The sequence below is a fragment of the Agathobaculum butyriciproducens genome (assembly GCA_003096535.1).
Classification (GTDB): Bacteria; Bacillota; Clostridia; order Oscillospirales; family Butyricicoccaceae; genus Agathobaculum; species Agathobaculum butyriciproducens.
In genome coordinates, this window is the sequence record QEKJ01000001.1 from 98,137 (window position 1) to 110,879 (window position 12,743).

Genomic DNA, 12,743 nt, shown 5'->3' on the forward strand with positions numbered 1-12,743 from the left:
CGGAGATCGGAACTTACGTCCTCTCCGTTCTTCACTCCTCACGCTTTTTCATTCGTCTCCCAGCTTAGTGCCGACTTCGATTGCGTGCCCACGCAGAAAGTCCGTCGCCTTCATTCTCTTACCGCCGACCAGCTGAATCTCGGTCAGCCTCAGCGCGCCCTCTCCGCACGCCACGGTCAGACCCTTTTTCGGGTTGGCTTCGAGCACCGTGCCCGGCTCGCCATTGCCGTTTGCCTTTTCGGCGGCAAACACCTTCAGTCTTTCGCCGGAAAGCGTGGTCAGCGCGATCGGCCACGGATTCAGTCCGCGAATCAGACAGTCGATTTCATGTGCGGACTTGCTCCAGTCGATCACCGCCATCTGCTTATCCAGCATATGGGCGTAGCAGCTCTGTGCATCGTCCTGCGGGCGCGGGATGATCTCGTCCAGTTGGACGAGCGTTTCGGTCAGAAGTTCCGCGCCGGACTGTGCCAGGCGGTCAAAAAGTTCGCCTGCGGTCTCCTTCTCACCGACCTTGGTCTCATAGGTGAGCAGCATATCGCCGGTATCCAGACCTTCCGCCATCTGCATGGTGGTAACGCCTGCCATTTCATCGCCCGCGATGACCGCCCACTGAATCGGAGCGGCGCCGCGCCAGCGCGGCAGCAGCGAACCGTGCACGTTGATGCAGCCGTGCGGCGGAATGTCGAGAACCGCCTTCGGCAGCAGCTTGCCGTATGCCACTACGATGATAACCTCGGGTGCCAGCTCGCGCAGACGCGCCTGCTCGTCCTCATTTTTGAGGGTATTCGGCTGAAAAACCGGAATATCATGCTCGAGTGCGAGCGTTTTCACCGGCGGTGCAGTGAGAATCTGCTTGCGGCCCTGCGGCTTATCCGGCTGCGTGTACACCGCGCAGACGTCATGTCCGGCGTCGATGAGCGCCTGCAGGCTCGGCACGGCGAAGTCCGGCGTGCCCATGAATACGATACGCATTATTCCTCGTCACCACCCTGCATTGCCTCCGGGTCGATATACTCCTCAACCTTCTCGGTGAACAGATGGCCGTCCAGATGCTCGGTCTCGTGGCAGAAGCACTGCGCTACAATGCCCTCGCCTTCGCGCTCGAACCAGTTGCCAAAACGGTCCTGTGCGCGAATCTTCGCCCAGGTCGGACGGGTAACATAGCCGTAAACGCCCGGCACGGACAGGCAGCCCTCAACAACGCGCTCGGAGCCTTTCTGCTCGATGACTTCCGGGTTTACCAGCTCGACCATCTCCTCCGGCTCCTTGTTCACATCCAGCAGCACAACAACGCGGCGCAGAATGCCGACCTGCGGTGCCGCCAGACCAACGCCGCCGGAGTTCTCGAGCGTCTCACGCATGTCGTCGATCAGCGTATGCAGACGGTCGTCAAACTTCTCTACCTTGCGGCTGTGCTTGAGCAGCTGCTCGTCGCCCTCAGTCAAAATCTTTCTCAGTGCCATTGTTTTATTCCTCCACTTGATTCAGCTTATCCATGTATTTTTGTAAACATTCCTGTATATTTTTCTCATCGAGCGCCGGAAACGGCGTCACCGGCTGCGGTTTTCCGCTGCCGATATGCTTTTCCAGCCATGCCACATCGTGCCAGCCGTCAAACTTCCAGCCGGAGTCGTGCCACACGCCTGCGTCCGCAAAGCCCAGTCTGCGCTGCATGCGGATGCTCTTTTCGTTCGGCAGGGTCACGCAGCTGTACAGGTGGCGCAGCCCCTGCAGCTCGAGCAGGTCGATCAGGCACGCCAGCACGGTCGTGCCCACACCATGTCCGTGGGTGCCCTGTGCCAGATAGATGGAAAGCTCCGCATCCCAGTCGTAGGCCGCGCGCTCACGAATGCGGTGCGCGTAGGCGTAACCCATGATAACGCCGTCACACTCGCAGACGAGATACGGAAACGCAGCTGCCGTTTCGCGGATACGGTCCGCAAACGCCTCAGCCGTCGGCACATCATATTCAAACGTGATAGTTGTATTCGTTATGTAAGGCTCGTAAATCTTCAAAAGCGATTCTGCATCGTTTTCTGTTGCCTTGCGAATTACAAATTTGCTCATTGAATTAACCTTCTTTGCCGGGGTCTCAAGTACTGCTACATTTCATTATTGGAATCCGCGAACACAGTAACGCCCCGGTTTTTACCGTCCTGCATAAACTCCCGCAGCACGCCCGAGATGAGTTTGCGCCATCTTGCACAGTCCTTTGCGCGGATGGTGAGGTGGTAGCGATACCGTCCCATCACCTTGACCATCTGCGCCGCGGCGGGGCCGAGCACGGGTGCTTTCACATCGGCAAACTGCCCTTCCATCAGGCTCTGCAGGCGCGTTTTGAGCGCGAGCAGACTGCTGAGCACCTGCTGCTCCAGTTCACCGACGGCGGTTATCATGGTGATGTCGCACACGGGCGGGCACCGAAGCGCTTCGCGCGTCTGCATTTCGCTCTCGTAGAACGCCTCGTAGTCCTGCCGCGCGGCGGTCAGGATGACCGGATGCAGCGGACTGTACGTCTGGATCACGGCGCGGCCGGTGTCAAATCGCCGTCCGGCGCGGCCGACCACCTGCGTGATGAGCGAAAACGTGCGCTCATGTGCGCGGTAGTCCTGCGCATACAGGCTCTGGTCCGCGTCCAGCACACCGACCAGCGTGACGTTCTCAAAATCCAGTCCCTTTGTCACCATCTGCGTGCCGATGAGGATGTCCGCCTCGCCCTTGCCGAACCGGGTGAGCAGGCGTTCGTGTGCGCCCTTGGCGGTCATGGTGTCCGCGTCCATGCGGAGCACCCGCGCGGACGGAAACCGCTCATGCAGCTCCTCCTCCAGCTTCTGCGTGCCGGGCGTTTCGGTGAACAGGCTCGTGCTGCCGCACTGCGGGCACTTGCCGGTTATCTTGATGGATGCGCCGCAGTAGTGGCACATCGCGCGGCCGGACACTGAATGGTAGGTCATGGTGGTCGAGCAGGACGGGCACTCGGGCACCCAGCCGCACACGCCGCAGCCGATCACGCGGCTGTTGCCGCGCCGGTTGAGGAACAGGATGGCCTGCTTTCCCTTTTCGAGCGTGCCGATCAGTTCGCGCTCGAGGTCAGGTCCGATGATGCCGCTCCGTCCCTCGCGTGCCAGACCGCGCATGTCCGAGATGATGACCTCGGGCAGTCCGGCACCGAGGAACCGCTCGGTGAGCGTGAAAACCGGGTATTTTCCCTGTTTTGCGCCGTAATAGGTTTCCACAGACGGCGTTGCCGAACCGAGCACGAGCAGCGCGTCCGTCTGCGCCGCGCGGTACTTTGCCACATCCCGCGCATGGTAGCGCGGCGACTGCTCCGAGCGGTACGCCGCGTCCTGCTCCTCGTCGATGATGATAACGCCGAGGTTTTTCGCGGGCGCGAACACCGCCGAGCGTGTGCCGATGACCACCCTTGCTCTGCCGGTTTTTATCTTCTTGAAGCTGTCGTACCGCTCACCGGCGGACAGCGCCGAGTGCAGAACCGCGACTTCTTCGCCAAATCGAGCCGCAAACTGCCGCAGAAGCTGCGGTGTCAGTCCAATTTCGGGCACGAGCACAATGGCGCTCTTTCCCTGCTCGAGCGCGTGCGCGATCAGCTGCAGGTACACCTGCGTCTTGCCGCTGCCGGTCACGCCGAACAGGAGCGCGGCACGAGGCGCGTTTTCGTCCATCAGCGCCGCCATGCCGTCATACGCCTGCTGCTGTGCGGCAGAGAGCACGGGCGCCGCGGCGCGCGGCACCTCGGAAAAGTCCGGTGCGCGCAGCACTTCCTCGTATTCCGCGCGGAGGATGCCCTTTTTCGTCATGTCGCGCAGCGCGGCGTCGCTCACGCCGGTCATGTAGACGATTTCCTTCTGGCTCATCGCACCGCCGTCCGACAGCAGCGACACCACGTCCATCCGCGCCGGACTGCGGCGGCTGATATGCGACATGGCTTCACTTGCTTCCATGTCCAGACGGAGCATTTTTTCGGTCTTATCGCCGGTTTTCTGCGCCGTATTGCTGTGGTAGATGAGGATTCCCTCGCCTGCCAGCGCGTCCAGCGTCTGTCCCGCGCCTTTGCCGAGCCGATCGCGTATCTCGCTCACCGAGAGCGTCTGTCCCGGCTGCTCAAACAGCGCCAGCACCTGACCGGCTTCGCCGTCCCGCTCCCGCAGAGCCGCCAAATCCGCGTCCGGCGCGAGCGTGTACGTCTCGTTTCGCTTGAACCACAAGCCGGCGGGCAGCATCGCGTGTACACAGTCGAAGTAGGTGCAGTACAATCTCTCCCGCATCCACGCCGCGAGTCTCAGCTGCTCGGCGGTCAGAATCGGCGTTTCGTCCAGCACCTCCACGATGGGCTTGAGCTTGAACTCGCCCGCATCCTCGCGGAAGGCGAGCACCACCGCTTCCGCCCGTTTATTGCCAAAGCCGAACGGCACGAGAACGCGGGTGCCGATCTGCACCTGTTCCCGCAGCTCGTCCGGCACACGGTAAGAATATAGCTTGTCGATGGCGTAGGTCGCTGCATCCACAGCGACTGCACAGATTTTTTCCGCCATGGAACACACCAACCTTTCTCATCTTTCTTATCAATTTTACGATGTGGATTTCGTTATACCGTAGGGTGCGACGACTCGGCGCACCGTATGTAAATTCATTGGCACTATGTAGCCCGTAGGGGAGGTCAGTGACCTCCCACATTATCGTTAAATGGGCGTGGGCGGCCAATGACCGCCCCTACGGTGAAGATTGTGCCAATCGTTAGATACGGTGCGCCGAGGTCGTCGCACCCTACGATAATTACGAAAACATCTGCCTTCGCATAATTACTAATTCCTAATTACTAACTACTAATTATTTCATAGAGAGCAGTCGGTCAAGAATCAGGTCAGCAAGTGCTTCCTTGCTCATCATCGGCGGGGTCTCTCGGTGTCCGTCCTTGAACAGCAAGGTAGCCACATTGGTATCCGTACCGAAGCCCGCACCCTTATCGCGCAGCGAATTCGCTACAAGCATATCGCAGTTCTTGCGGCGCAGCTTGCTCTCGGCGTTATCGAGAAGGTTCTGCGTCTCCATCGCAAAGCCGCACAACAGCTGTCCCGACTTTTTATCCTTGCCGAGTGCGGCGAGAATATCCGGATTGCGGGTCAGTTCGATATTCATCTCGCCGTCACCCTTTTTGAGCTTTTCATCCGCAGTCTGCGCCGGACGGTAATCACCGACGGCGGCAGCCTTGATGATAAAATCCTGCTCGGGTGCGCGGCTCGTCACCGCGTCGTACATATCCCGCGCGGAAACAATATCCACGCGCGTGACACCGTGCGGCGTATCGAGCGCGGTCGGTCCGGAAACGAGCGTTGCGTCAGCGCCGCGCATGGCTGCGCGGGCTGCGATCGCGTAACCCATTTTGCCGGTGGAGTGGTTGGACAGGAACCGAACCGGATCCATGGCCTCCTGTGTCGGGCCGGCGGTAACAAGAACGTGCCTGCCTGCCAGATCCTGCTCGGTCAGTGCCTTTTCAATGCCCCAGAGGAGCGTGGGCGTGTCCGGCAGCTTGCCGCGTCCGCTGTCGCCGCAGGCGAGGTGGCCTGCGTCCGGCTCGATGATGTGGAAGCCGCGCTTTCTCAGCGTGGCGAGGTTCTCCTGCGTCACCGGATTGTCATACATGCCGGTGTTCATCGCGGGAGCCACAACGACCGGCGCCTTGGTGGCAAGCAGCGTGGTCGTCACCATGTCGTCCGCGATGCCGTGCGCCGCCTTGGCGATGACGTTGGCGGTCGCGGGTGCGATAACAAACACGTCAGCCGCCTTCGCGAGCGAAATATGCTCCACCTCCCACGGAAAGCTGCGGTCGAACGTATTCACGACCGCGCGGTTGCCGGACAGTGTTTCAAACGTCATCGGCGCGATAAACTGGGTCGCGGACTCGGTCATCAGCACATGGACAGTCGCACCGTTCTGGTGCAGCTTGCTGGTGAGATCGGCAGCTTTATAGGCCGCAATGCCGCCCGTCACGCACAGAACGACCGTTTTCCCTGCAAAACGCATGGCTTAGAGGTCCTCCTCCGGAATGTCACCGTCGCTCAGAGAGCCGTCGTCAAACTCGTTCAGGCGGCGCACCTCGTCCGCATTCTCATTCTTGTCCTCGTCAGCCTCGGAGTCGGTGTGCTCCTCGTCCTCATCCAGATCAAGGGTGTCGTCCACGTCAACCATAGCGGCTGCAATGGCATTGTTCTGCGGAATGGCAGTCTCCACACGCGGACCCGGACGGTAAACGATCTTGCCGGCTGCGATCTCATCGAGCGCCAGCTTAACAGCCTTGTCCGGCAGCGGCTCGCCCTTTTCCTCTGCCTCATCGGCAATATCGCGGGCACGCTGCGCTGCCAGGTTTACCAGCAGATAGCGGTTGCCTACTCGTTTCATCAGTTCCTGCATAGAAGGGTTCAGCATAGTAATCAGTTCTCCTTATTTACCAGATATAGTTTTATTTTATGAAAGTTTCTGTTTATATAATGTCATAATGTCGCTTATCGACGCTTGGCGAGAATGCCGTGCAATTCTTCAACCGCACGCTCCACCGTGTCGTTTACGACGACGTAATCGAATTTATCCTGCTGCGCAAGCTCGCCCTTCGCCGTTTCCAGACGCTTCTGCACCTTGGCTTCGTCCTCGGTGCCGCGTCCGCGCAGACGGTTGGCGAGTTCCTCGAACGACGGCGGCGCAATGAACACCATCACGGCATCCGGACGCTTTTCATGCACCTGCATCGCGCCCTGCACCTCGATCTCGAGGATAACATCATAGCCGGCCTCCAGCTTTTCGTTCACCGGAGCCTCCAGCGTGCCGTAGTAGTTATCAACGTACTTCGCGTGCTCGAGGAACGCATTGGCGGCGATCTTCGCCTCAAAGTCCTCTTTCGTGAGGAAATAATACTGTACGCCGTCCTTTTCTCCCGGACGCGGCGCACGGGTCGTCGCAGAGATCGAGAAGAACAGCTTCTCGTCCTCGCTCAGCAGCCTGGACAGCACTGTGCCCTTGCCTGCACCGGACGGTCCGGTGAATACATACAACGTTCCCTTACGCATCTTCTGGTTCTCCTTCCTCGGTCTCGCCCGCAAAACGAGCCGCAACGGTCTCCGGCTGCAGAGCACTGAGCACCACATGGTCGCTGTCCATGATGAGCACGGCGCGGGTGCGTCTGCCGTAGGTGCCGTCCACGACCATGCCGCGGTCGCGGGCCTCCTGCACGGTGCGCTTGACCGGTGCGGATTCCGGGCTGACAATGGCGATCAGCCGCGACGAAGCGACCATATTGCCAAATCCGATATTGATGAGCTTCATCGCTGACCTCACTCCTCGATATACTGTAAATTACTCGATATTCTGAATCTGTTCGCGGATTTTTTCAATTTCGCTCTTGATATTGACCACGATCTGCGCCATGGACACATCGTTTGCCTTGGAGCCGATGGTATTGGTCTCGCGGTTCATTTCCTGCACAAGGAAATCCAGCTTGCGGCCGACCGGCTTGACCTCATTCAGCATGCCGTCCAGCTGCTGCAGATGGCTGCGCAGACGCACGGTCTCCTCGTCCACGGCGGTCTTGTCCGCGTAGATGGCCGCCTCGGTGACGATGCGGGTCTCGTCGATGGACGTATCCGCCAGCACCTCCTTCATGCGGGCGAGCAGCTTCTCGCGGTACTCGCGCACGCGCTCCGGCGAGCGGACCTCCACCTCACCGACCATGCGCTCGATCTCGGACGCGCGGTTTCGCACATCCTCAGCCAGCTTTGCACCCTCGCGGGTACGCATTTCGTCGAAATTGTCGCAGGCTTCGCCAAAGACGGACAGCACATCGCGGGTCATCTCGTCCGCGTCCTGCTCGATGCGCTCGGAGCCGAGCACGTCCGGCAGCTTCGCCAGACTCATCACGCTCACGTCATCGCGCAGACCGTACCTGTCGGCCAGCTCATGCAGCGCCGCCAGATAGTGCTCCGCGACCGCATGGTTCACCGTAACCGCAATGTCGCCGCCCTCCTGCGTCTCCACGCCGATGTAAACCTCAACCTTGCCGCGTGCAATGCGCGCCGCGGCAGCCTTTTTCACGGCATCATCCAGAAAGCCGTACTGACGCGGAGCCTTTACCGTGCAGTCCAGATAGCGGTGGTTGACCGCACGCAGCTCTGCTGTGATGGTTCTGCCGTGCAGTTCCTGCTTGGCACGTCCGTAGCCGGTCATACTCTTCATAGATATCTCTTTCCCTTCTTATTCGGGCGGCAGGGTGCGGCGCAGCAGCGCGATCACCTTTGACAACCCGATATCATATACAATAAAGCCGATATTTGCCGCGATCCACAGTCCGGCAAGCCGGAAAATACCCGGCATCTGCACCTGCGGAAACAGACCGCAGCTTACCAGAACGGCCGCGAGCACCAGCACAATGTTAAAATACGCCAGCTTGCCGCTCAGCTGCGTGAAGACCGGCAGACGGCACTCGATCAGATATTTCACGATCGGGTACAGGCCGAACAGCAGCACATAGGCCGCCGCGATCAGCTTGCGCGGTGTCAGCAGCAGTCCCAGTACCGAGGTGACGAGGTACAGCAGCCCAGCCGTTTTTATGTTCGCGCGGCGCAGCAGCGGTATCGCTGAGGCCGCACCTGCTATCAGGCAGGCCGCCGGTCCGATCTGCGGCATCACACCGCCGAAATACAGCCACGCCGTGGCCGCCGCTGCCAGAAGTCCGCCGCGGGCGATCTCGCGCGTGCTCATATCAGCAGCCGCCTCCGCCGCAGCACATGTTCAGGCAGCAGTTGCAGATGAGCGTCTGCACACAGCAGTCGCACATGCTTGTCTCCTGCATGGGCCGGTAGCCGCCGTAGCCGCCGGACAGATGGAGGTTCTGCAGCGCGTGCTGGTACTCCGCGTTGTTCGGGTCCATCTGACACGCCTGCGTGTACGCGCGGGCGGCCTCATCGTACCAGCCCTTGCGGTAGTATACCGTGCCGGTCAGATAGAACCACTCCGCATCCCGTCCTGCCGCACGCTGCAGCAGCGCCTCCGCCATGCCGAGGTTACCCTGATTGATGGCCTGCCGCACCTGACTGTACAGCGCAGCATTCGCACCGGTGTAGGTGCGCTGCTGATAGCCGCCGTACTGCTGACCGTTGTATGCGCCGCCATAGCTCTGCTGCTGTCCGCTGCTGCCTCCCGCCGGATTCCTGCGTTCGTTCATGATCATGTCGTACGCTTCGTTGATCTCCTTCATGCGGGTTTCGGCCAAATCTGCCAGCGGATTGTTTACATAGTTATCCGGATGATACTTGCGCGCCAGTTCGCGGTACGCGCGCTTGACGTCATCATCACTTGTTTGCGGTGTTACACCGAGCACTTTATAGGGATCCATGTTTGCCCCTTCCTTCGTTCGTCTGGTAGGTGCCGTTCAGTACCTGTCGGGTGACGGTCGGCATACCAAGAAAAATGATATTGCGGATCAGGTCCGCATCTCTCCGGGGACTCAGCAGGTCAAACGCCATGCAGATATCCGCCAGTGAGCGTTCGAGCGTGCGCTCGAGCGGTTCCCTTACCGCAGAGATGTCCGGCGTTTGCAGCTCGTACCGCAGAACGACCGGATTGTAGCTGTTCTCTTCCATATCCTTTTGGATGTCCTGCACCGCATCGACAAGGTAGATCCACCTGCCGATCTGGTAGAACATCTGGTGCAGAATACGCTCGCGGGTGTCTCCGGTGCGCGGCACAACGGCAGCTGTCATGCGCGAGGACGTATCCGCCGCACGGTCCATGGACGGGCAGCGTTCCGCCTCCAGGCGGCGCAGATCCTCGAGCGCCTGCCGGATGTCCTCATCCGCTTCGGGCATGCGTGCGCGCGCCTTCTCATAGCCCCGGCGGCCGAGGCGGCACAGCAGCGCCGCAAGCGCGCGTTTCGCGCCCTTTTCGTCCGCCAGGTCATCCTGAAACTTGTGATAGGTCAGCAGGATGCTCGCGTCCGCCGCCAGACGAAGTGCATCGTCTGTCTCGGCGCAGCTTTTCCGCCGAAACAGAGAAGCGTCGCATCGTTTTCTGCACGGCGGAGCAGTCTCCGCCTCCTCACTTCCTGCAACAAGTGCAAAAAACGTCATATCGTAGCTTAAAAACAAGGTGTAAAATCTGCCGTATTCTGCGCGGATCGCGTGGCATAAGCCGCAGTAAACCTGCTGAAAACGGTCAGCCTCCTTCACCCGCAGCTCGGCCTTCACCGGACGGATAAAGCCAAACATCGCATAGCCCTTTCCCGCCGTGCGGTGTGCACGGACTTTCGTATTCAATCTATTTTACCGAACTTTTGCGTATCTGACAAGGGCGAACGCGGAAAATTGGCGAAAATTCATAAAAAATTAAAAGGAGCTGTCGCGAAACCCCTTCAATCAGAGTGAAGAGTGGAGAGTGAAGAGTGGAGATTTGCTTGCTTCCATGGTGAAACGCCAAATCCAGACAATCTCTTCACTCTATTCCAGACTCTATTTCTTAGAGCCGCTCGGTAATGGCAAACGGCGCTTCGTTTCTGAGCTTCAGCTTATGGCTGTACCACATCGCCGCCAGAATGCCGACGACGAACAGCACGCCGCCGATGAGCGCGGACAGTCCGCCGCCAAGTTTCATTCCTGCGCCGACGCCGTAGCCGACAAAAAACAGCACGAGCGGCAGCAGATACACGAGCACGGCAAAGCCGAGCACCTGCCTGGTCTCGCCCTCGAGCAGCACGCGGTCGCCGACGGACGCATGCGCGTGATTGCGTGCGGTAACGTAAAGCGTCTGAGTTTCCAGACCGCCGCAGCCGCCGCACTTGGCACAGTCATGGCCGCACGCCGAGCGGCGCGTTACCTCGACCTCTGCCAGACCGTTCGGCAGCAGCTTTTTGATGGTTCCCTGTTGGGTCATTTTATCCTCTCCATAAACGTATGATTTTTCTTTTTCGTAGGGCGGGCTGCCCTCACCCCGCCGTATAAACAATCTGCACCCGTGTAACCGTAGGGGCGAACAGTGTTCGCCCACGCACCCATATAACCATAGCGTGGGAGCACACTGTGCTCCCCTACGAGGTAAATCGTGCAGATGAATTTACAAGCGGCAGGCTGAGGGCAGCCCGCCCTACGGAGTAAATTCAAATTGTTCTTAATTGGTAAATTCCTGCATGATCCGAAACGCCGCGCGGATACCGTCCACGGCGGCGGACATGATGCCGCCCGCGTATCCGGCGCCTTCGCCGCACGGAATGATGCCGCTGCAGCCGAGTCCGAACAGGTCCTCGCCGCGCGTCATGCGCACCGGAGACGAGGTCCGCGTTTCCGGACCGGTCAGCAGCGCGTCCGCTGTGTCGTAGCCGCGGATTTTTCTGCCGAAATACGGCAGACTGTCCCGAAGCATGGTCTGCGCGAAGTCCGGCAGGCAGGCTGCCGCCTCTCCCAGCTCCACGCCGATGGGATAGCTGGGCTTGACCGCACCGAGTTTTCGGGTCGGCTTGCCATTCAGAAAATCCCCGACCTTCTGGCACGGCGCACGATACGAGCCGGTCTGCGCGTACGCCGCGTGCTCGATCCGGCGCTGCAGCGCCACGCCGCCGAACGGCGTGCCGTCGTCGTAGTCCTTCGGGTCAACCGACACGGCAAGCGCCGCGTTGGCGTTTTTGCCGTCGCGCGCATGATAGCTCATGCCGTTGGTGACGACCGTGTTCTCCTCGCTCTGTGCCGCAACGACCACGCCGCCCGGGCACATGCAGAAGGAATAGCACGCGCGTCCGTCAGCTCTGCGCGAGAGATTGTACTCCGCAGGCGGCAGCATGGGATGTCCCGCCGCCTTTCCGTACAGAGCGCGGTCGATCTCGGTCTGCAGGTGCTCGATGCGCACGCCCACAGAGAACGCCTTCGGCTCAAAGTACACGCCGTTTCCGTGCAGCGCGGCAAAGGTGTCGCGCGCCGAGTGGCCGATGGCCAGCACCGCCCGCTCGCAGGCGATGTCCTGCCCGTCTGCCTGCACGGCGGTGAGCACGCCGTTTTTCATCGAAATGCCGGTCAGCTGCGTGCGGAAGCGCACTTCACCGCCGTTTTTGATGATCTCGCAGCGCATTTCACGAACTACATTCTTGAGGATATCCGTGCCGACGTGCGGCTTCGCCTTTTTGACGATATCCGCCGGAGCACCGTGCGCGGCAAGGATTTCCAGCACGTTGTCGCACAGCGGATCACCGATGCGCGTGGTCAGCTTGCCGTCCGAGTAGGCGCCGGCGCCGCCCTCACCGAACTGGATATTGCAGTCGGTATCGAGCGCACCGCCCTTCCAGAACGCATCCACAACCTTGTCGCGCTCGTCCAGATCTCCGCCGCGCTCGAGCACGAGCGGACGGTAGCCGTGCTTTGCCAGCACATAGGCGGCGAACAGTCCCGCAGGGCCGAGACCGACCACCACCGGACGGTGCTCGAGCCGCTTTTCGCCGTGCGGAATGACGATTTTCGTATTGGGTTTATAACGCACGAAGGGCATTTGCAGTTTTTCCGCAAATGCCTTTTCGTCGAACGGCGCGTCCAGACGCACCGAATATACCCGGCTGATCTGTCCGCGCCGCGCGTCAATGCTGACGCGGCAGACCGCCGCTTGTATGTCGTTTGCCGTCAGACCGGTCAGCCGGCGTGCCTCCGCAACGGCGGCCTGCTCCGGCAGATCAAACGGCAGACGGATGCCGGTTACCATCA

14 protein-coding genes are annotated in these 12,743 nt (G+C 60.2%); all 14 read right to left on the minus strand.

What is annotated here, in order from left to right; genetic code table 11:
- Window positions 1-48: 48 nt before the first annotated feature.
- Entirely contained in the window at window positions 49-975 is a 927-nt protein-coding gene (fmt, locus tag C7386_RS00465) for a methionyl-tRNA formyltransferase (RefSeq protein ID WP_116704622.1), read from the minus strand.
- Complete coding sequence (gene def, locus C7386_RS00470) at window positions 975-1,466, minus strand: peptide deformylase (RefSeq protein ID WP_116704623.1); 492 nt, start codon at window positions 1,464-1,466, stop codon at window positions 975-977. Before def ends, fmt begins: the two co-directional genes overlap by 1 nt.
- Before the next feature lie 4 nt (window positions 1,467-1,470).
- Window positions 1,471-2,070, minus strand: a complete 600-nt coding sequence (locus C7386_RS00475) for a GNAT family N-acetyltransferase (protein ID WP_110435114.1) — start codon at window positions 2,068-2,070, stop codon at window positions 1,471-1,473.
- Window positions 2,071-2,105: 35 nt separating this feature from the next.
- A complete protein-coding gene (gene priA, locus C7386_RS00480) occupies window positions 2,106-4,556 on the minus strand; it encodes a replication restart helicase PriA (RefSeq protein WP_116704624.1) in 2,451 nt (816 codons plus the stop codon).
- A gap of 295 nt (window positions 4,557-4,851) precedes the next feature.
- Window positions 4,852-6,045: a bifunctional phosphopantothenoylcysteine decarboxylase/phosphopantothenate--cysteine ligase CoaBC gene (gene coaBC, locus C7386_RS00485; RefSeq protein ID WP_116704625.1), complete on the minus strand. Its 1,194-nt coding sequence runs from the start codon at window positions 6,043-6,045 to the stop codon at window positions 4,852-4,854.
- Window positions 6,046-6,048: 3 nt separating this feature from the next.
- Window positions 6,049-6,447, minus strand: coding sequence for a DNA-directed RNA polymerase subunit omega (gene rpoZ / locus C7386_RS00490; protein ID WP_110435117.1), 399 nt, complete (start codon window positions 6,445-6,447; stop codon window positions 6,049-6,051).
- 77 nt (window positions 6,448-6,524) lie between these two features.
- Entirely contained in the window at window positions 6,525-7,082 is a 558-nt protein-coding gene (gene gmk / locus C7386_RS00495; RefSeq protein WP_110435118.1) for a guanylate kinase, read from the minus strand.
- On the minus strand, window positions 7,075-7,338 hold the full coding sequence (locus C7386_RS00500) for a DUF370 domain-containing protein (RefSeq protein ID WP_110435119.1): 264 nt from the start codon (window positions 7,336-7,338) through the stop codon (window positions 7,075-7,077). The genes gmk and C7386_RS00500 overlap by 8 nt, the downstream gene beginning before the upstream one ends.
- A gap of 30 nt (window positions 7,339-7,368) precedes the next feature.
- Window positions 7,369-8,244, minus strand: coding sequence for a YicC/YloC family endoribonuclease (locus tag C7386_RS00505; protein WP_110435120.1), 876 nt, complete (start codon window positions 8,242-8,244; stop codon window positions 7,369-7,371).
- Window positions 8,245-8,262: 18 nt separating this feature from the next.
- Window positions 8,263-8,769: a hypothetical protein gene (locus C7386_RS00510; RefSeq protein ID WP_110435121.1), complete on the minus strand. Its 507-nt coding sequence runs from the start codon at window positions 8,767-8,769 to the stop codon at window positions 8,263-8,265.
- Between the two features lies 1 nt (window position 8,770).
- Window positions 8,771-9,403 (minus strand): J domain-containing protein, encoded by a 633-nt coding sequence (locus tag C7386_RS00515; protein ID WP_110435122.1) that lies wholly within the window; start codon window positions 9,401-9,403, stop codon window positions 8,771-8,773.
- Window positions 9,390-10,322 carry a DUF5685 family protein gene (locus C7386_RS00520; RefSeq protein ID WP_133241556.1) on the minus strand — a complete coding sequence of 311 codons (933 nt, stop codon included), beginning with the start codon at window positions 10,320-10,322 and terminating at the stop codon, window positions 9,390-9,392. Before C7386_RS00520 ends, C7386_RS00515 begins: the two co-directional genes overlap by 14 nt.
- Window positions 10,323-10,521: 199 nt before the next feature.
- Window positions 10,522-10,935: a SoxR reducing system RseC family protein gene (locus C7386_RS00525; RefSeq protein ID WP_116704627.1), complete on the minus strand. Its 414-nt coding sequence runs from the start codon at window positions 10,933-10,935 to the stop codon at window positions 10,522-10,524.
- 234 nt (window positions 10,936-11,169) lie between these two features.
- Window positions 11,170-12,741, minus strand: coding sequence for an NAD(P)/FAD-dependent oxidoreductase (locus C7386_RS00530; RefSeq protein WP_318261169.1), 1,572 nt, complete (start codon window positions 12,739-12,741; stop codon window positions 11,170-11,172).
- Window positions 12,742-12,743 lie beyond the last annotated feature (2 nt).